Source organism: Actinospineispora spinosispora DSM 44797 (assembly GCF_000429025.1).
In the GTDB taxonomy this organism is placed as follows: domain Bacteria; phylum Actinomycetota; class Actinomycetes; order Mycobacteriales; family Pseudonocardiaceae; genus Pseudonocardia; species Pseudonocardia spinosispora.
Genome location: NZ_AUBB01000021.1, coordinates 13,751 through 32,037, shown reverse-complemented (window position 1 = coordinate 32,037; position 18,287 = coordinate 13,751). Strand labels below are relative to the sequence as shown.

Genomic DNA, 18,287 nt, shown 5'->3' with positions numbered 1-18,287 from the left:
CGTTGACAGGGTGTCGACCTCTCCACAGTGGGATCGAGGTGGCGCACGAGGCGGCACCCCGGGCCGAGAGCTAAGGAGCCATGACTCTTTTCGAACCGCGACACCACTCGCGCGACGGCTCATCGCCCGCCGACCCCCGCGCGGTCATCTGGGACATGATCACGGCATACCGGGTCAGCCAGATCGTGCGCACCGCCGCACTGTTCTCGCTGGCGGAACACTGCGCCGAGGGGACCGTGACGGCCGGTGAACTGGCGCGGGCCGAGTCCGCCGACCCTGCCGCGACCGCGCGGTTCCTGCGGGCCTGTGCCGCTGTCGGACTGACGACCTCGCACGACGGCCTGCACTTCACCGGCACCGCGTTGCTCGACACGTTGCGCAGGGACGCCGAGGGCTCCCAGTGGGGGTTCGCGGTGTCGTTGCCGGCACCCGGCCACTGGCAGCCGTGGGGCAAGCTGCCGGCCGCGATCCGCGCCGGGACGAGCCAGGCTGACCAGCCCATCTTCGACTACTACACCACCCATCCGGACGAGGAGGCCGCGTTCGCCACTGGCTTGGACGGTATGACGGCGGTGGCCGGTTCCGAGGCAGCCGCCGTGCTCGACACGTCCGGGAGCACGCTGGCGGTCGATGTGGGCGGCTCGACCGGCACGCTGATGCATGCCCTCATGGCGGTCAACCCCACGTTGCGCGGGGTGGTGATGGATGTGCCGACGGTGCTGCCGCACGCGGTGGCGGCCGCTGAGGCGCTCGGTCTCTCCGATCGGCTCAGCGTGAGTGGCGGCGACTTCTTCGCCTCGGTCCCGTCCGGCGGTGACCTGTACCTGCTGCGCTATGTCCTGCACGACTGGAACGACGAACAGTGCATCCGCATCCTGAGCAACTGTCGGACGGCGATGGCCCCCGGCGGCCGGGTGTGTGTGCTGGAGATGCTGCTCGGAGAGGTCGGCGCGGAGCAGTTCGCGGTACCCGGTCAGGACCTCAGCATGCTCGCCGTCCTGCAGGGCCGGGAGCGGTCGCTGTCCATGTTCGACCCGCTGTTCGAAGCGGCCGGGCTGCGGCGCATCGCGGTACATCCCACCGGCTCACCACTGGCAGTGATCGAGGCGCAGGCCATTGTCCAGTAGCTCCCGGCGTCTGAGGGCACGCTGTCCGGTGACGTTCGAACGTTGCCGAGCAGCGGCGCTGGCCCTGTCACTGGCTCTGAGCGTGGCGAGCTGCTCGGCTGGCGACGGCAACTCGGGCACCCCCGTCCGGGCCTCGACGACCGAGATCACCGTTCCCCCGTTGCCGGCTGCATCTGCCTCGCTTCCTTCGAATCGTGAGTCCTACCCGTTCCTGGCCTCGGACCACGACGCCACTCCGGTCGATCTCGGGCAGCACGGCTACGTCGAGCAAGAATTCCTGGTCAGCGGCCGGGCCAACGTCTACTCCTGGCCCGACCTGGCAACGCTGGCGGTTCTCGGATCGGGCCCGTACGTCACACGGATACTCGTCCGCCGCCCCTCGGACCCGACCAGGTTCAGCGGGTCGGTGCGGGTGGAACCGCTCAACCCCACATCCGGCCACGACCTGGACGCGGAGTGGGAGATCGCCCACAACGGCTTCATGCACTCGGGGGACGCCTACGTCGGTGTCACGATCTCGCCGGACACCATCGGTGCGCTGAAGCGCTTCGACCCGGCCCGCTACGGCGGTCTGTCGATGGCCAGCCCGATGGCACCCGCCAGCCGCTGCGCCCCGTATCCCGGCTCGACAGACACCAGCGGAGAGACCGGGCTGGCCTGGGACGTCCTCAGCCAGGTGGGGCGACTGGTGAAGACGGACTCCCCCGCGAATCCTCTGCACGACCTGCATCCCCGGATCAGCACACTGACCGGCTGGTCCCAGAGCGGCTCGTACGACCTGACCTACCTCGACGCCATCGCGCGCCACGTCCAGCTGCCGGACGGACGGCCGATCTTCGACGGGTATCTCCCCGGCGCCGGTAGCTATGCCGCCACTCCGATCAGCCAGTGCGCGGCACTACCGCCCTCGGGTGATCCACGAGCCCGCTACGACCCGCCCTCGGGAACCCCGGTCATCGTGGTCACCACCCCCACGGACTTCTACAGCGCCGCGTCATTCGACAGACGTACCGATCGGCCGGCCGACAGCGACACCCCCACCCGCCGCATCCGTCTCTACGAGATCGGCGGCGGCTCTCACCTCCCCGGTGATCAGGGCTGGTACTTCCCCAACGCCGACGAGCTCGCCCGCGCCGGGTTCGCCCCGGAGGCACGGACCACCTACCCGCTCAGCTCGTTCCCGCTCCACGTCGTTCTCGACGCCGCGTTCGCCAACCTCGACAGCTGGGTCAGCACAGGTACCGCGCCGCCGCACACCACCCGGCTCACCCCTCACGACACGACCACCTGGCCGGTCGTTCCCGACCTGGACCAACTCGGCAACCCGGTCGGCGGCGTCCGGACCGTGGCGGTCGACGTGCCCATCGCGACCTTCGTGCCTCGGGGTCTGAGAGCCCCACACAGCAACAACAGCTACTACGCCGGCTACGACATCCCGTTCTCCCCCGAGTACCTGAAGGTTCTGTACCCGACTCACGCCGACTACCTGCGGAAGGTCAGCACGGACATTCACCGGCTCGTCGAGGACCGCTGGCTGACCTCCTACGACGCCGCGGAGCTGGCCGACCAGGCCCGAGCCGCGAACATCCCCGCCAAGTGGGGTTGGAGCACCAGAGACGTGACCATCTATCCGATCAGGATCGCCGGTGACCCGGTCCTGCACAGCCCGACCCGCACGGTGCTCGACTTCGGGGACGCGCTGACGGCCCTCGTCGCGGGCATGTTCGAATCGATGTACGCGGCCGGCGGGGTCGGTCTCGCGGCGAACCAGATCGGCGTCGAACTGCGAGTGTTCGTCTACGACTGCCCGGACGCCGACGGGCTCTGGCACTCGGGCGTGGTGATCAATCCTCAGCTGCAGACATCGGGGGTACCGGCAGCCGCTGATCCGGAGACCGACAGCGAGGGTTGTCTGTCCGTTCCGTTCGACACCTACCCGACAGCGCGCGCCGAGTGGGCGAAGGTGATCGGGCAGGACCTGACCGGTGCACCGATCGAGATCCTCGCATCCGGGACGCTGGCCCGCTGCTTCCAGCACGAGGTCGACCACTTGGACGGCCACCTGTTCCTGGAGGCGTTGACCGGCGAGTACGCGGAAGCGGCCCGGCTGATGATCAAAGAGCGGAGCTGGACGGTGCCGGGCAACAGCTGGCTCCCTGACGTCCCGGAGGGCACCCCGCGTCCGATCGACAGGAACTTTCCCACGCGGTCCGGTCGCGTCCGCGGTCCTCTCGCGCCGGTACGGGACCGTCGTGTGACCTGGTGAACCACGTGCGGCAGCGGCATGCAGCGGACCCTTCCACGACGCCCGCCGGGCACCCGACCAGCTCCTCGCCGACCGCACCCGCTCTGCGGGCCTCCTAAACTGGGTACGGCTCGCGGCCGGGCAGCACCTATCGTCGCAAGCTGCGACCGTCGTCGATACTGACGGTAGCGTCGTACGAGCGATAGGAGCACAGCGAGTGGTGACTCGCGCGGAACGGAACTCGACCGACCCTGACCTGGGCGTACTCGCGGGTCGGCTGTTGTTCGCGGTGCAGCGCGAGCTGTTCACCGCGCTCGCGGAGCTGGGCTTCGACGATCTGAGGCACAGACACGGTGCGGTCCTGGCCTACCTCGACGCCGACGGCGTCCGCCCGAGTGAGCTCTCCCGGCTGTCCCACCAGTACAAACAGAACATCGGCACACTCGTCGACGAGCTGGAAGACCTAGGCTACGTCACGCGACGCCCCGATCCGAGTGACCGGCGAGCGAAGCTCGTGTGCCCGACCGAGCGCGGTCTCGCACAGATGCGCGCGGCCGACCTCATCTTGGCGGCGATGCAGCGGCGGCACGCGCAGATCATCGGACACGACGAGTATCAACGTTTCAAGCGCGTCTTCTTCCAGATCACGGAGAACCAACGCGTCTATATTTCTCACCTGACCGACGACTGACCAGGGGCGGCTGCGCGTCGCTGTCACGCGTCCGCCACGCGGACCGCGAAGGACTCGCCGAGGCGCGACGCGCTGAACCCCAGCTCGGACATCACGACCACGAGTGCATCCGCCATGGCCTTCTCGACCGCGGTCACTCGTTCGTTCAGGGGCACACAGGCGGCGGAATGCGGGGCCCAACTGACGAGCACGCCGCCGCCGTACTCTTCGGGACACATCCTGACCTCCACCCCACCCCCTGGGCCCTGGCTGTAGATGCTGAAACCGGCCAACTCGATCTCCCGGCACACCCTCTGCCGGAAGGGGCCCCCGGGGTCCTCCCCGCGAATCGGTTCCTCGTCGAAGGCAGGCCCGCACAGCTTGCAGGTGCGCGGCGTCCAGGCGCCGGTCAGGTGCAGTGCGACCGCGGTGATCACTGCGCCGCCGCAGGGCGCGAGCATGTAGATCCAGAAGAAGTCGAAGTCGGACCCCAGCACGAACGGACCGAAGTTACGCGCCGGATTGAAGCTACCGCCGGATGTCGCGCCGGTCATCACGATCAGGACGGCGATCAATCCCCCGATCACCCACGGTGTCTCCCTCGGTCGAGGCTTGGAGACCAGCCAGGAGAGGACGAGGAGCAGTCCGACGGTACTGAGCGTCTCACCGAGCAGAACCCCTCCGGCGTCCACACCGGGGCCGGGCTGAATCAGCCCATCGGACACCTCGAGCATCGGCCCGCGCCAACACAGACGTGCCACCAGCACACCAACGACCGACCCGGCCAGCTGCGCCACGGAGTAGGCGACCGCATCGCGAACGGACAGCGCTCCGCGTAAGGCCATGTACACGCTCACCGCGGGGTTGAGGTGCGCACCAGATCTCTTGCCGGCGGTCGTGATGGCGAAGACCGCAACGGTGCCTCCCACCACGACACCGATGATGAGCAGCCGTACCTCCGCGGGCAAAGCCCGCAACGGCGCAGTAGGAGCCATCGTCAAGGCGATGGCGCTCAGTGCGTCGAAGACGAGCAGCGCGGTGCCGAGTGCTTCGGCGGCCCACGCCGAGGGCGGCCATTCCTCGGCGTGGTGACCGCGGCGCCCGTCCTGGAGGTTCGAGGCCGCCCTCACGGCGTGCGTGCCGTCGTCACACCGATCATCGTGTCCCGGGTGGCCAGCTCCGCGAGTTGCTCCTCGGTCCAGTCCTCGGTGCCCGGCGGGCGCATCGGGAGGACGAGGTAACGCATGTTCGCGTTGCTGTCGTGGACGCGGATGGTCACGTCCTCGGGCACGGTCGTGCCGAACTCCGCCAGGAGCGCTCGCGGTTCGCGGACGGCACGCGTCCGATACGGACGGCTCTTGTACCAGTCGGGCGGCAACCCCAGGACCGGACGCGGATAGCAGGAGCACAGAGTGCAGACGACCAGGTTGTGCGTGTCGGGTGTCTGTTCCAGAACGATCAGCTCGGTACCGTCGTAGTTGTCGATGCCGAATTCCTCGATGGCGGCGGTGCCGTCAGCGAGCAACCGCTCCTTGAAGTCCGGGTCGGACCAAGCGCGCGCCACGAGAGCGGACCCGAGAGCCGGTGCGTGCGCGTCGAGCGTCTCGATCATGGCGCGGACCTCACCCGCGCCGATCAGGCCCTTCTCGACGAGGAGCTCCCTGATCGCGGTCTGCAACACGTCGAAGTAGTCAGGTTCCTCCGGGTTCTCCTCGATCGGAGCGTGCGGGTCGTCGTGAAGATGTGCTGACATCGTCATTCCCTACCGTTCGATGCAGGCGCGACCGGCTCCAGCCAGTGCTCGTAGATCTCCAGTTCGAGCACGTCGGATGCCTCGCCGTCGTAATCGGGCCACAGCGAGTTCTGGCTCAGCCGTACCCGGTAGAGCTGCGTCTCGGTTCCCTCGTTGACCCCGTACGCCTCGAGCTCGGGGTTGAGAAAACGAGGCAGCACACGTTCGATCACGCCGAGCATGCCGCGCACGTAGACGGGAGTCCTCACGTGACCCGGCGCGTACCGATCGGAGATTCGTACCTCGTCGCCCTCACGGAATCGAGTCGCCATCACGAGTTCGCCAGCAACCGCGCGCGGACCTCGGCCATCCGGTTGCCCAGTTCCTCGTTCGTGAGGATCTTCTTCTCCACGAGGACCTTCGCCGCCGAGACCGCCCACCGCTCGTAGTAGGTCAACGTGGAGATCATCTCCGACCCGAGGTCCTCGACTCCCCGCCGCTTCTCCTCGGTGTTCACCAGTCTGTGCACGGCAAGCACGTTGAGAAGCGCATGACAGTTCTTCTCGAACGGTGTCATCTCGTGTTCTGTCCGGGCCAACGGCTCTCCGGGCAGCCCACCCAGGTCGTGCGGCGGCCGCACCACCAGGTTGCTCTTCTCAGTCATCCACTCTCCTGGACTCGCACGGGCTTCCGGACATCAGACCTGCTCTGCTTCGGCACCGACCAGCGAGGCGTGCCTGTCGATGGATTCGACGATCTGACGCAACAGGTCCGCGGTCGCCGGATCGTCCGCGTCGACGTCGTCCCGCGCGGCGCGCACGACACCCGCCACGGTCCGCAGCCGATCAGCCACGAGGCGCGCCGCCACCGGACCGGTGTGCTCGCCAAGGGGGAAGGGATCCAGACCTGCGCCCGCGACCACTGTCGGGGCCCTGCCGTCGGGGACCGCACCGAGCTCACGGATCCGTTCGGCAACCCGGTCGCCGGATTTCCCCAGATCGTCGACCAGCTCATCCAGGTGTCCCCCGAGCGCGCCACCGCCCGAGGCCACGGTCGTCCATTGCGCTTGCTTACCCTGTAGCCGCAGGGCGACCAGATTCACCAGCACCCGTTGCAGACTCGCCGCCTGCTCCGTGGCCGTGAACTCGCCGGAACGCACGTGTCCGTCAGTCCTGCCCGTCATACCTGAAGCGTTCACTGACTCAATGGGGAGGACAACGGGTGATCGGATCATCTTTCGTCGGGATCGGTTCATGGACGGGGTGAGCAGGCTCGTTCGGATGGCCCGGCTGGGCAGTGACGTGGACGTACGCTGTCTGCTGGCCGGCCAGTTCACCCTCGACAATCCGCGTGCCGGACCGGGCGTGGTGCCGTTTCACCTGGTACTCGACGGCTGGTGCACCGTGGCTTCGGGTGCCTCCACCGTCGCACTCGGCCCAGGCCAGCTCCTCCTGCTCCCGCAAGGCGCCGCGCACCGCGTGATGGCGAGTTCGGGACCGCGTCACCGCATCATCGAGGAGGCCGGAGGAAGCTTCCCGATCCGCCGCTCGGCCGACGCCAAGCCCGAGCTCGATCTTTTCTGCGGCCACTACCACTTTGATTCGGCCGCGGGCGAGCTACTGTTCCGGCTGCTGCCGCCCATGGTTCACGCCACGCTGGATACCCCGGCGCTCACCCTGGCGGACGTGCTTCGCGGCGAGGCCTGCATGGATGGACCGGGCACGGGCGCCATCGTCGCCGCGTTGTGCGACGCGCTGCTCGTCATGGCACTACGCAGCCGCCCGGACCAACGGCTCGGTGCTACGGCCCTGTGGACCGCCATGGCCGACGAGGTGATCGGTCGCGTGATCGCTGACGTCATCGACCGTCCCGACGAACAATGGACCCTCGACCGCATGGCGGCCACGGCCGCGATGTCACGCGCCACCTTCATCCGGCGCTTCACGGCAAGCACCGGGACCACCGCGGCCAGACTGCTCACCTCGATTCGGATGATGAGGGCCGCCGACCTGCTGACGCATTCCGACCACTCGATCGCCCGGGTGGCCGACGAGGTCGGCTATCGATCGGAGTCGGCGTTCGCGCAAGCCTTCCGCGCCACGCTGGGGACCTCACCCGCGCGCTTCCGGCGAGACGCCGCTGCTGGACGACGCGAGGACGCGGCGGGCGAGCACCGTTGGAGCAGCGCGGACGAGCACGCGGCGCCGCGCTGACGTCGAGCAGAGGACGCCCCTCCGGGACAAGGACAGCCGACATTGCGTGCCACGGACGCCGGCCCGGCTGCGCGATCGTCGCTGAGCGAATCGATCAATAGATGTGCCAGGTGCTATTCTCGCTTTTGCCCGCATCGGCGCCGCGCATTACGAGGTGAACGTGCCCCATCAGCACAAGAAATGCGTTCACCAGCTCAACGACGTCGACGCCGTGGTGATCGAGCGCCTCGGCCGCACCCGACCCGACGGCTCTGTTCCAGGGCGGTACCGCCGCGGCGTGAGGGAGATCCTCCCCAATTTCAAGGAGATTCGATGACTCGCGCCGGCGAGATATCCGCAGTGGCCCGCCGTAGGCGTGAGCGTGAGCGTAACGCCCGTCGGGAAAGCATCTTGGCCGCCGCTCGGGACTCTTTCGCAGCGCGAGGTTTCATCGCCACCACAATGGAGGAGGTCGCACTGCGGGCGGAGATCACGAAACCGACGCTCTACGGCTACTTCCGCACGAAAGACGAAATCCTCCTTCATCTGATGCTTCCGATATTCGTACAGATCGGAGAGCATCTCGAAGTTCTGCTGGAACGTCTGTCGGAGAACGCCTACGGAAATACCGAAGAATTAATCGAAGAATTAATCGACGCATTGTTGTCGTCGTATCAGGACGATCCCGAGCGCTTTCGGCTCACCCATCTGCTTCACCAAACTCGGCTCATCGAGTCGCTCGACGGTACCGCCCTCGAGGCACTGGACCTGCAAGGACGGGCCGACTTCAGACTGGCGCGCGCGATCCTGCGCGAGGCGATGGACAAGGGCCTGATCCGCAACGTCCCGGTCGGGCCCCTGGCCGACGTGGTCTGGGGAATCGTGGTCGGCGTCATCCAGGTCGAGGACATCAAGAACAGGACCGGCGGACGCGCTCAGTTCCTGGCGTCGATCAAGCTCGCGGGCAGTCTGCTGTCCACCGCGCTAGCGCCTGAGACCGCCTGAGATCTACACACCTGGACGCCGCCACGTAGCGACGCGGTGTGCATCGCACAGCCCGACGATCACGAGACCTTCCATGATCCGATCGCGACGAAAAATGAGTTCTTCATACGTAGTCGTGGATCGGCGACCGAAGCATGCTGGTTGCATGGACGCAATAGATGTCGACCTCCTGGTCATCGGATTCGGCAAAGGCGGCAAATCGTTGGCCGCCACGATGGGGCGACTCGGTAAGCGTGTGGCCATGGTCGAGCAATCCGCCGAGATGTACGGCGGCACCTGCATCAACATCGGCTGTGTCCCGACGAAGTCACTCGTCCACCACGCCGAGCACCCGGGGACCGGAAAACCCGGGGAACGTCACCGCACCGCCATCGAGGCGACGCGCGTGCTCACCACCAGACTGCGCACTGCGAACTTCGCCATGCTCGACACGATCGACTCGGTCACGGTGATCACCGGCAGGGCGGCGTTCCTGGATCCCAAGACGGTCCAGGTCACCCGGGGCGAGGACGTCCTGACGGTGCACGCCGAGACCATCGTGATCAACACTGGCGCCGCTCCGACAGTTCCGCCCATCCCCGGTCTCGCGGACAGTGAGCACCTGCTCACCAGCACCGACCTCATCGCTATCGATCACCTACCGAAGCGCTTGACGATCCTCGGTGGCGGCTACGTAGGTGTGGAGTTCGCATCGATGTACGCGCAGTTCGGCAGTGCGGTCACCGTGCTCGACGCCGCCGAGCGGATCATGCCGCGCGAGGACGAGGACATCGCGGCCGCGGCCACGGAGATCCTCCGAGGCGCCGGCGTCGAGTTCGTGACCGACGCCCACGTGACGCTGGTACGCGATATCGACAACGGCGTGGAGATCACCTACCAGCGCGACGGCCGCACTCACACGCTGGCCGCCGACAAGGTACTGGCCGCGACCGGCCGCAAAGCCGCGACCGAAGGCCTCGGCCTGGACCGGGCCGGAGTGCGCACCACATCGTTCGGCGCGGTCGAGGTGGACGAACACCTGCGTACCAGCCAGCCGCACATCTTCGCGGTCGGCGACGTCAACGGCGGCCCACAGTTCACCTACATCTCGCTGGACGACAACCGCGTCGTCGCCGACCAGCTTCTCGGCTCCGGGGCCCGTTCCACCAAGGACCGCACGCACGTTCCTTTCACCGTGTTCATGAGCCCCCCACTCGCGCGCGTCGGCCTCACCGAACGAGAGGCCCACGAGCAGGGTCTGTCGATCAAGGTGCTGGAGAAACCCATTGCCGACATCGCCGCGATGCCGCGCCCCAAGATCGTCGGCGAGACCCGGGGACTGATGAAGTTCCTGATCGACCGCGAGACCGACCGCCTCGTCGGCGCCGCCCTGCTCAGTGTCGACGCTCAAGAGGTGATCAACCTCGTCGCCTTCGCCATGCGCCACGACGTGCCGGCGAGCGAGCTGCGCGACGCGATCTACACCCATCCGTCCTCCACCGAAGCGTTGAACGAGGTTCTCAGCATGCCGCCGGTGCGCTGAGCATCGTCCGCCGAACGGTCCCGCTCGGTCCACGGCGGCCGGCGTCTCAGCGAGCCGCGCCCGGCCAGATATCCCGCCCTCCGACAGGCACCGACGGTGGATGCCCCGAGACCGGGCCGGTGAGGTGCTCGGCAAGCCGGGCGGTCTGGTTTCGGATCTCCGGCACGGAGATCGCTTCCCAGACGGTGCCGATGGATGGCGGACCGACGACATACATACCCGGGACGATCCGACCGCCCCTAGCGATGACTTCGCCGAGCTCGGTACAGGCCATGCCGAGACCGAGTGAGTCGGGCCCGATGGTGCCTCTGTCGAGCAAGCTTCGCAGTAGCGGATCGATGGTCCTCGTGATGTCGGTCATCGGTCCGGTGCAGTTGACAACCGTGTCGGCTTCGAGCGTGGTCTCGGCGAGGCGCACCCGACAGCGCTCGCCCAGGTCGGCCACCGACCGCAGGCCACCATCGTGGACGGTCAGACGCCCGGCCGCGATGAATGTCCCGATCCGCGCGGCAACCGCCGGGGCCATCCGGTTGCGGTGCCTGAGCCAGGTGCGGACGTACTCAGCGAGAAAGCGGCGGCGCTGGCTCTCGTCCAGCCGACGCCAGATCGACTGCGAGTGGGGGCGAATGCCGTCCACCACCGCGCGCCAGTTGACGCCTTGCTCCTTCGCCAGCGCGATCTGGCCGCGAACGAGCGTGGCGAGCCCGTCAGCAGTCAGCGCTCCGGACGGGATGGGGACCGCCCATTCCCCCGGCATCTCGTCGAGGTGAGCCTTCGGCAGCTCGCCACCTCGGCTCACCATGCACACCCGACGCCGAGGACTCTCCTCCAGCAGCGTGAGCGCCACATCCACGGCGGTGAGCCCGCTGCCGACGATCACGACCGCGGCGTCTTCAGCTACGCCGGCCAGTGCGGCGAGGTCCCAGGGAGTCGGCTGGTGCCATCGGGCGTCCGGAACTGGTTCTCCCTCGGCCGTGCGTAGCCGGGGCGGGTCGGCGACGCCGGGCGCCAGCACCACGTGTCGCACGAAGGCTGTGGCACCCGGACCGTCGGTGACGACCTCGAACCCGCCCTCCAGGGTGATCACATCCTCGACCCGGACACTGACGACGCGAAGCCTGTCACCACCCAGCTCCCGCACGAGATCGCGCAGGTAACGGCCGTACATCATCCTGGGCAGGAAGTCGGTGGGTCCCCACCTTGGGTCGGCGCGGCGCGCCCAGGTCGCGAAATGGTCAGGCTCGTCCGGGAACGCGCTCATCATCAGAGCTCGGAGGTTGAGCAGGTGCCGCTCGTCGGTCGTACCGTATGCGACCCCGAGATGGTGGCGACCGGGGTCGGCGTCGAACAGCACGATCCGCAGGTTCGGGTCACGACTGGCCCGCAGTATGTTCAACGCGGTGAGAGTCCCGCTGGCTCCCCCTCCGACGATCGCCACCGTCGCCGTCAGTGATCCCGGATCGCTCGAGCTACCATCCGCCATTTCGCTCATCCAGGTCAGGAGGCGTGCGAGGCGCGGGCGATCGTCTCCCACACATCGAGGTCCTCGACCAGGTCGAATGCCCCGACCTGGACCTGGGGACCGTAACGGAAGACCAGGCCGGTCGCCCCCGACTCCAACCACGGCTTGAGCCGCTTCGCTATTCGCGCGTGCGAACCGATGAGAAAGGACTGGTCGACGTAGTCCTCCGGCACCGAGGCGAGCGCTTCCTCGTAGCGCCCCGCCGCGACCAGTTCGGAGAGCCGGTCGCACAGTCCGGCGAACCCCAGGGCCTCCGTCTGCTGCCGCATCTGCGGCGCCCACTCCACCACGTACCGCCGGAACATATCGATCCCGGCCCGGACATCGTCGCTGACCAACACGTCGACGATCGCCCAGATATCGAAGTCCTCTCGCCGTTTGCCCGCTCCCGCGCGGGCAAACCCAGCCGCGAGATAGGGCTCGTAGGTGGGCATCATGCCGGGGGCGAAACCCCACGGGAACCACCCATCCGCGATCTCGGCCGTCAGCGAGATCATGTGCGGGCCGACCGCGGCCAGCACCACTGGCGGATCAGCCGGCCCGCGATCCAAGGCACTCACCCACGGGCGAACACCGAGCGCGTCCCGACCGGCGTACGGGATGCTGTACTCCGGGCTCTGACAGTGGACCGTGGTGGCCAACCGCGACCGCGTGCTCTCATCGAACAGTTCGGTCGTCTCGATCGATGCGCCCTCCGCGTCATAAGCGCCCGCGGTACGAAACACCTGACGCAGGACGTCGACGTAGTCCCGCATCCGTCGAACCGGCTTCCCCCAAGGTCGACCGTGCCAGCCCTCGCACGAGCTCGGGAATCCGCTCCCGAGCCCGGCGATGACCCGTCCCCCACCCGCCATCGCGTCGATCGTCATCAAGGCCTGGGCCAGTACCGTCGGCGGACGCGCGGTCACCGTCGAGATGTGTGTACCCAGGCTCATCCGCTCGGTGACCGCCGCCAGGTACCCCAACGGCGTCAACCCGTCATTGCCTACTCCTTCGGCCGTGAACACCGCATCAAATCCCAGCTGCTCACACCGTCGAATCCGTTCCACCGGAACGCTGAAGCGCCGGTCCTGCCACGGAACTTCGGTAGCGATCTTCATTTCGAATTCCCCTCGCTGAGTCGATTATTGTCTGAGCAGGCAGTTACTTGATCGCATATCCGGCATCGACGGGGAGCGCGACACCTGTGATGTAGCGGCCCTCATCCGAGGCGAGAAAGAGCACAGCATTACTAATGTCATCCGGATCCAGATAAGGCACCGGCAATGCGTTGAGAGAGCGGTAGACCGGCCGAACGTCTTCTTCGGTCGGATCGTCCAGATCGGGTCGAAAAAGCCCGAAGTTGATCGGGTTCAGCAACATCGGCGTACCGACCGTGGTCGGGTTGACCGAATTCACCCGGATCGAGTGTTCCGCCAACTCCAGCGCCAAGGTCCGCATGAGCCCGGCGAGGCCGGCCTTCGCGGTCCCGTAGGGCGCCAGGTTCGGCACCGCTCGCAGAGCGATGGATGAGCTGATGATCACGATCGAGCCACCACCGCGCGCGACCAGGTGCGGGATGGCGGGCTGCACCGTATGGAAGACGCCACTCAGATTTGTCTCGACCACCGCCCGCCAGTCCGCCGGATGCAGCTCCGCGACGGGTCCTGGATTACCCTGGATTCCGGCATTCGCAACGACGATGTCAAGGCCACCGAACTCGGTCACGCCACGGTTCACCAAATCGGTCACGGCATCCGAGTCGCGCACGTCGGCCTGGGTCGCAAGAATACGGCGGTCATGCATTTCGACCAGACGCACAGTTTCGGCCAGGTCGGCGGGCGACGCCGCCGGCGCACCTTGCGCTCGAACCGGACCCGCGATATCGAACGCGATGATGTCGGCGCCTTCCTCGGCCAGCCGCACCGCGTGGTGACGCCCTTGTCCGCGCGCGGCACCCGAAATCAGAGCGACTTTACCCGCCATCCGCCTTGCCATGCTCATCCTCCGTCGGTCATGGATACACAGGAGTCAGGATGCGACCGAGCGATTGGGCCTATCTCGCACTCCGACCGACCGGATCGGCGCGCAACCTCCGATACAGCTCGCGCAAACCCGGACCAGGACCCAACCCGAACTCATCATCGAGCCGCCGACATATCACTCGAAAGCTGGCCATCGCGTCATCAATTCGGCCCGCACCACGCTGGGCTGAGATCAGCAGCTCCCACATCCGCTCGTGGTACGGGTCAGTGGCTACCGCCTCCTCGAGCTCCTTGATCGCGCCGGCGAAGTCACCAAGCTCGATCTGCACCGCAAATCGCTCCTCGACCGCGCTGGACCGCAATTGCTCCAGCCAACTAATCCGGCCCCGAAAATAGGGCGGTGTGGCGCCGAAAGGCTCCACAGCGGCGGCCGGCCTACCGATGCCGGCCAACGGTCGGCCGCGCCACAGCACGAGCGCTTCCTCCAGCCGCCGAGCCGCCGAGACCAAATCGCCGTATCGCCGATCCAGGCGCGCTTGAGCGAGATGACCGCGAAACAGATCGACATCGACAGCGGAGCGATCGACTATCAGCCGATACCCGTCCCCATAAGCTTCAAGCCGCACCTTGCCCTCGTCCCCACCCGCACCACCGAACGTCGAACGGATCCGCGATACGTAAGTCCGAACGGTTCCAGCGGCTGCCGGCGGAATCCGCGCACCCCACAACATCTCGACGATGGCATCGAACGAGACTGACCGACCGTCGTGCAGCAGCAGCATTGCCAACACCGCCCGCTGCTGTGGACTGCCCGTGCGCACCTCCCGGTGCCCCCGCCAGGCCCGCACCGGGCCGAGCAACTGGAACCTGGCCTCGTCCTCTAGCACCTGCCGGTCCCCTCCCCGTGTCCCGATTCAGGCTGACGCCCACAACGACCGACTCCGTCCGGGCTCGACCGCGACCGGTCGGACGAACCTCGAGAACCGACCGGACCATCGGGAACGCCGTACGGAGCACCCCGGCCCCCGCTCGCACGCCGGTCCGTCAACGGCGGCCCCTCGGCCAGCGGCACTGAGTCGATCTCCATCGAGGCCGCACTCTCCGTCGAGGCGCGGCCGAGCGCCCCACGGCGTCCCGACGACACCGCAACTGCTCGGCCACGACTGCGAGACATACGGCCAGGGCTCCTCGATCGATACGAACTCGACGGTAGGCTCAGATTCAGTTTTGGTCAAAATCTATGACTATGGCAACACTCGAACGAGTTAGGATCGGCGAGCAACTCGGTATCGGCGACTCGCCATCACGTGCCGAGCTCGCGGCGCGGCCACGCACCTCGCGATGCGGCTCTGCACGCGCCACAGGCAGGCAATTCATCAGACGATGACTAACCAAGATGGCTACCGCCACGTCACGGAGAACAGTCACCGACCCTGCCGGCGACCGTTCGTTGCCATCGCACACAGCGTCGCAACGGATCGTACTCGTAATGTATTAGGATCAGTATACAAGTGGTTTGACAGAAGGCCACGGGCCGGACAACGAGCACTGGCCCTCGGTCGGCGGTTCGACGCCCCTGGCTGCGCCACCATCGCTCTCGGCCGTCTCGACGAACGCTGAGGCCTACCTGTCGAGGAGCTCGGTTGACAATCACACCGCGGTATCGATCGCTGAGGATGGGGTGGCCACGATGACCGCCGAGTCGGACCAGAACCATTCACCCCGAACCCACCCGACACCCACCGAGCCCACAGCGACCCGGATTCGCGTCACGCCGAACCTCTTCAGCATCGCGTTCGGGTTCGCAGGGCTGGCCAACTGCTGGCAGTTCGCCCACGCCCAGCGGTGGGCGCCGGCCTGGCCCGCTACAGCACTTTTCTGCGTATCGGCGTTGGTCTGGGCCGTACTCGTGGTCGCGTGGGGGGCGCAGTTTCGACCGGGCCGCCTTCGGCTCGGCGCTGAGTTGCGCCACCCGGTGTACGGACCGTTCGTCTCATTGCCGCCGATCGTGGGGATGCTCCTGGGAGCTGCCCTCGCCCTCGTCGCCCCCGACGCCGGACGGGTCATCGTCGACGTCTTCGCCTTCCTGACCCTCGGTCTAGGTGGGTGGCTCACGGCCGGCTGGATCATGGAGGAAGGCCATCTCGACGACTGGCATCCGGGCTATTTCCTGCCCACGATCGCGGGCGGCCTGGTAGCCGCCGGCCCACTGGCCGCCGTTGGTCAGCGCGGGCTGGCCCAGTGCGCGTTCGGGATCGGGATGATCTGCTGGCTCTCCCTGGGCTCGGTCGTCCTGGGACGACTGTTCGTGCGACCACTCCTACCCGCCCCGCTGTTGCCCACGTTGGCGATCGAAGCCGCGCCTCCAGCCGTAGCGGCCAACGCTGTCCTGCTACTCAACGGCGACCACTGGGACCTTCTCAGTGGCGCCCTCACCGGGTATGCCGTGCTCATGATGCTGGTTCAGCTGCGACTCGTCCGGATATACCGAGATCTGGCCTTTTCCGCCGGGTTCTGGGCTTTCAGCTTCTCCTACGCGACTGTCGCCGCGCTGGCCCTGAGATTGATCGCCGCGAGCCGTCCGGGCATCCGGATGCCACTGGCGGACACAGTGCTCGCCGCGATAACGCTGCTGGTACTCGGGCTGACCATCGGCACAATTCGAGCTCTGGCCCTCGGCAGCTTCCTCGTACGGACTCCACGAGCCTGACGCCGCCACCGACCTGAGCTCACCCGGATCGGCCGACCGCTGATCCCGATCTGAGGGGGCAGATCGGCCACATTTTAAGTAAAGTATTATGACCGTCTGCTTCTATCCGTACTTTCCGCGTTCCTGCCGAGCTGTCCAGCCCGCCCGACATCAGGAGCCCGGTACCGCTACACCCCATCGCCGCAGCAAACGACCAAACCACACCTCGTATCCAGCGGGAGGAACAGTTCATGACAAGCACCCCCACGGTGACGATCTGGTCCGACATCCACTGCCCGTGGGCGACCACCGTGGTTCATCGGCTTCGGCAGGCCCGTGACGGCGGCCATCCCGGCGTGATCCTCGATCCGAGGCCGTGGCCGCTGGAACTGGTCAACAACGAAGGCACCCCTCGGCATATCGTGGTTCACGAGACGGCTGTTCTGGCCGACCATGAACCGACGATCTTCGGCGCTTACACCGACCCGTCGTGGCCGTCGACCTTCCTGCCCGCGTTCGAGCTGGTGGCCGCCGCCCGTCGAGTGCACGGCGCGCGTGGGGCCGAGAACGTCGACTACGCACTGCGATTGGCATTCTTCCGCGACAGCGTCGACGTCAGCATCCTCGGTGGCCTCACTCGCGCACTCGAACTCGCCCGGCAGTACGGCGAGCTGGACGCCGGCGAAGTGCTATGCGTCTGGCGAGAAGAACCGGTGCGCGCCGACGTACTGAGTGACTACGAGACGAGCAAGACCTTGCCGATTCAGGGAAGCCCCCAGCTGTTCTTCCCCGACGGTTTCACGGCCCACAACCCGGGTCTGACCGACCACGAATGGATTCGGGGGATACCGCGTATCCACACCGATGACCCACGGACGCTCGAAAAGCTCCTCGCCGAACACCTGCACTAAGGCGTGAGCTCGATCGGCTCTGAACATGGTATGAAATTTCTGTCCGCCACCCGCTATGGCTTTACGCACTGACTTTCTCAGAATCGAACCCAGATTTCGGCGAGCCGCATCATCCGATACGACCTATTATAGAAGGCAGTGACCGCCGTTGGTTATTGGCGACGGTTCCGCACGAAAGATAGGAGTACAGCGAATGGCGGACCGTGCGGAACGACACGAAGACGACCCTGATCTGTCAGTACTTGCGGGCCAGCTACTGTTCACCGTACAGCGTGAGCTATTCGCCGCACTGGCCGACCTGGGGTATGACGACCTGAAGCACCGCCACGGAACCATCCTCGCCTACCTGGATACAGACGGTGTGCGCCTGAGTGAATTGTCTCGCCTGACCCGTCAGCGCAAACAGAACATCGGAACCCTCGTTGATGATCTGGTCGCCCTGGGCTACGCCGAGCGGCGTCCGGATCCGCGCGATCGTCGGGCGAAGCTGGTCTACCCGACCGAACATGGCCTAGCTCAGATACGCGCGGCCGATGCGATCTTGGTGTCCATGCAGAAACGCTTGGCGCAGCTCGTCGGACCTGAGAACTACCGACACTTCATGCGCACCTTGTTCGAAATTACCGAACATCAATCCGCTTACGAGGATATCTCGCCCGACTACTGACAGTCTGGGCCGGAGCGCTGCGCGGGCGCCACTTTCCCGGC

The 18,287-nt window shown here is 66.5% G+C and carries 18 protein-coding genes and 2 pseudogenes; 11 read left to right on the top strand and 9 right to left on the bottom strand.

What is annotated here, in order from left to right:
• Positions 1 to 80 precede the first annotated feature (80 nt).
• From G406_RS0108645 to G406_RS0108635, 4 genes and pseudogenes are all read left to right on the top strand, one after another.
• On the top strand, positions 81 to 1,127 hold the full coding sequence (locus G406_RS0108645) for a methyltransferase (protein WP_064742872.1): 1,047 nt from the start codon (positions 81 to 83) through the stop codon (positions 1,125 to 1,127).
• Positions 1,128 to 1,155: 28 nt separating this feature from the next.
• Positions 1,156 to 2,676: pseudogene (locus G406_RS58760) on the top strand (alpha/beta hydrolase domain-containing protein); the annotation flags it as partial.
• Positions 2,677 to 2,745: 69 nt separating this feature from the next.
• Positions 2,746 to 3,285: pseudogene (gene def / locus G406_RS55500) on the top strand (peptide deformylase); the annotation flags it as partial.
• 307 nt (positions 3,286 to 3,592) lie between these two features.
• The gene (locus G406_RS0108635; protein WP_281172407.1) at positions 3,593 to 4,063 is read left to right on the top strand and encodes a MarR family winged helix-turn-helix transcriptional regulator; all 471 of its coding nucleotides are present in this window, start codon (positions 3,593 to 3,595) and stop codon (positions 4,061 to 4,063) included.
• A 23-nt stretch (positions 4,064 to 4,086) separates the two neighbouring features.
• Here G406_RS0108635 and G406_RS53765 read toward each other — a convergent pair whose 3' ends face one another.
• Genes G406_RS53765 through G406_RS0108610 form a run of 5 tightly spaced genes read right to left on the bottom strand, consistent with a single transcriptional unit; the run spans position 4,087 to position 6,957 of the window.
• On the bottom strand, positions 4,087 to 5,172 hold the full coding sequence (locus tag G406_RS53765; RefSeq protein WP_051341836.1) for an MIP/aquaporin family protein: 1,086 nt from the start codon (positions 5,170 to 5,172) through the stop codon (positions 4,087 to 4,089).
• On the bottom strand, positions 5,169 to 5,795 hold the full coding sequence (gene nthA / locus G406_RS0108625; RefSeq protein ID WP_156934749.1) for a nitrile hydratase subunit alpha: 627 nt from the start codon (positions 5,793 to 5,795) through the stop codon (positions 5,169 to 5,171). Before nthA ends, G406_RS53765 begins: the two co-directional genes overlap by 4 nt.
• Positions 5,796 to 5,797: 2 nt before the next feature.
• The gene (locus G406_RS59315; RefSeq protein ID WP_028933509.1) at positions 5,798 to 6,106 is read right to left on the bottom strand and encodes an SH3-like domain-containing protein; all 309 of its coding nucleotides are present in this window, start codon (positions 6,104 to 6,106) and stop codon (positions 5,798 to 5,800) included.
• A complete protein-coding gene (locus tag G406_RS59310) occupies positions 6,106 to 6,438 on the bottom strand; it encodes an SH3-like domain-containing protein (protein ID WP_028933508.1) in 333 nt (110 codons plus the stop codon). Before G406_RS59310 ends, G406_RS59315 begins: the two co-directional genes overlap by 1 nt.
• Positions 6,439 to 6,471: 33 nt before the next feature.
• Positions 6,472 to 6,957 carry a ferritin-like domain-containing protein gene (locus G406_RS0108610; RefSeq protein ID WP_037075768.1) on the bottom strand — a complete coding sequence of 162 codons (486 nt, stop codon included), beginning with the start codon at positions 6,955 to 6,957 and terminating at the stop codon, positions 6,472 to 6,474.
• 22 nt (positions 6,958 to 6,979) lie between these two features.
• Here G406_RS0108610 and G406_RS45600 point away from each other — a divergent pair, with 22 nt between their 5' ends.
• From G406_RS45600 to G406_RS0108590, 4 genes are all read left to right on the top strand, one after another.
• Positions 6,980 to 7,987 (top strand): cupin domain-containing protein, encoded by a 1,008-nt coding sequence (locus tag G406_RS45600; protein ID WP_084215882.1) that lies wholly within the window; start codon positions 6,980 to 6,982, stop codon positions 7,985 to 7,987.
• A gap of 103 nt (positions 7,988 to 8,090) precedes the next feature.
• The gene (locus G406_RS57745; RefSeq protein ID WP_028933506.1) at positions 8,091 to 8,303 is read left to right on the top strand and encodes a hypothetical protein; all 213 of its coding nucleotides are present in this window, start codon (positions 8,091 to 8,093) and stop codon (positions 8,301 to 8,303) included.
• Positions 8,300 to 8,971, top strand: a complete 672-nt coding sequence (locus G406_RS0108595) for a TetR/AcrR family transcriptional regulator (RefSeq protein ID WP_169736651.1) — start codon at positions 8,300 to 8,302, stop codon at positions 8,969 to 8,971. The genes G406_RS57745 and G406_RS0108595 overlap by 4 nt, the downstream gene beginning before the upstream one ends.
• Before the next feature lie 145 nt (positions 8,972 to 9,116).
• Entirely contained in the window at positions 9,117 to 10,493 is a 1,377-nt protein-coding gene (locus G406_RS0108590) for an FAD-dependent oxidoreductase (RefSeq protein ID WP_028933504.1), read from the top strand.
• A 46-nt stretch (positions 10,494 to 10,539) separates the two neighbouring features.
• Here G406_RS0108590 and G406_RS45595 read toward each other — a convergent pair whose 3' ends face one another.
• The 4 genes from G406_RS45595 to G406_RS0108570 are packed head-to-tail and all read right to left on the bottom strand — an operon-like array spanning position 10,540 to position 14,800.
• Entirely contained in the window at positions 10,540 to 11,976 is a 1,437-nt protein-coding gene (locus tag G406_RS45595; protein WP_211241081.1) for an FAD/NAD(P)-binding protein, read from the bottom strand.
• 14 nt (positions 11,977 to 11,990) lie between these two features.
• A complete protein-coding gene (locus G406_RS0108580) occupies positions 11,991 to 13,115 on the bottom strand; it encodes an LLM class flavin-dependent oxidoreductase (protein ID WP_028933503.1) in 1,125 nt (374 codons plus the stop codon).
• Positions 13,116 to 13,158: 43 nt separating this feature from the next.
• Positions 13,159 to 13,992, bottom strand: coding sequence for a mycofactocin-coupled SDR family oxidoreductase (locus G406_RS0108575; protein ID WP_028933502.1), 834 nt, complete (start codon positions 13,990 to 13,992; stop codon positions 13,159 to 13,161).
• A 58-nt stretch (positions 13,993 to 14,050) separates the two neighbouring features.
• On the bottom strand, positions 14,051 to 14,800 hold the full coding sequence (locus G406_RS0108570) for an AfsR/SARP family transcriptional regulator (protein ID WP_281172413.1): 750 nt from the start codon (positions 14,798 to 14,800) through the stop codon (positions 14,051 to 14,053).
• An 869-nt stretch (positions 14,801 to 15,669) separates the two neighbouring features.
• On the opposite strand from G406_RS0108570, the gene G406_RS45590 reads away from it, so the two are divergent.
• The 3 genes from G406_RS45590 (at position 15,670) to G406_RS0108555 (ending at position 18,246) form a co-directional block, all read left to right on the top strand.
• Positions 15,670 to 16,689 (top strand): SLAC1 family transporter, encoded by a 1,020-nt coding sequence (locus G406_RS45590; protein WP_156934746.1) that lies wholly within the window; start codon positions 15,670 to 15,672, stop codon positions 16,687 to 16,689.
• Between the two features lie 230 nt (positions 16,690 to 16,919).
• Entirely contained in the window at positions 16,920 to 17,579 is a 660-nt protein-coding gene (locus tag G406_RS0108560; RefSeq protein ID WP_156934745.1) for a DsbA family oxidoreductase, read from the top strand.
• Between the two features lie 193 nt (positions 17,580 to 17,772).
• Positions 17,773 to 18,246, top strand: coding sequence for a MarR family winged helix-turn-helix transcriptional regulator (locus G406_RS0108555; RefSeq protein ID WP_028933499.1), 474 nt, complete (start codon positions 17,773 to 17,775; stop codon positions 18,244 to 18,246).
• Positions 18,247 to 18,287: the final 41 nt, after the last annotated feature.

Bases quoted from the DNA above. Each gene is read 5' to 3' on its own strand.
- G406_RS0108645 (WP_064742872.1), top strand. From the start codon at position 81: ATGACTCTTTTCGAACCGCGACACCACTCGCGCGACGGCTCATCGCCC.
- nthA (WP_156934749.1), bottom strand. From the start codon at position 5,795: ATGTCAGCACATCTTCACGACGACCCGCACGCTCCGATCGAGGAGAAC.
- G406_RS59315 (WP_028933509.1), bottom strand. From the start codon at position 6,106: ATGGCGACTCGATTCCGTGAGGGCGACGAGGTACGAATCTCCGATCGG.
- G406_RS59310 (WP_028933508.1), bottom strand. From the start codon at position 6,438: ATGACTGAGAAGAGCAACCTGGTGGTGCGGCCGCCGCACGACCTGGGT.
- G406_RS0108610 (WP_037075768.1), bottom strand. From the start codon at position 6,957: ATGACGGGCAGGACTGACGGACACGTGCGTTCCGGCGAGTTCACGGCC.
- G406_RS45600 (WP_084215882.1), top strand. From the start codon at position 6,980: ATGGGGAGGACAACGGGTGATCGGATCATCTTTCGTCGGGATCGGTTC.
- G406_RS0108595 (WP_169736651.1), top strand. From the start codon at position 8,300: ATGACTCGCGCCGGCGAGATATCCGCAGTGGCCCGCCGTAGGCGTGAG.
- G406_RS0108590 (WP_028933504.1), top strand. From the start codon at position 9,117: ATGGACGCAATAGATGTCGACCTCCTGGTCATCGGATTCGGCAAAGGC.
- G406_RS45595 (WP_211241081.1), bottom strand. From the start codon at position 11,976: ATGGCGGATGGTAGCTCGAGCGATCCGGGATCACTGACGGCGACGGTG.
- G406_RS0108580 (WP_028933503.1), bottom strand. From the start codon at position 13,115: ATGAAGATCGCTACCGAAGTTCCGTGGCAGGACCGGCGCTTCAGCGTT.
- G406_RS0108575 (WP_028933502.1), bottom strand. From the start codon at position 13,992: ATGGCAAGGCGGATGGCGGGTAAAGTCGCTCTGATTTCGGGTGCCGCG.
- G406_RS45590 (WP_156934746.1), top strand. From the start codon at position 15,670: ATGACCGCCGAGTCGGACCAGAACCATTCACCCCGAACCCACCCGACA.
- G406_RS0108560 (WP_156934745.1), top strand. From the start codon at position 16,920: ATGACAAGCACCCCCACGGTGACGATCTGGTCCGACATCCACTGCCCG.
- G406_RS0108555 (WP_028933499.1), top strand. From the start codon at position 17,773: ATGGCGGACCGTGCGGAACGACACGAAGACGACCCTGATCTGTCAGTA.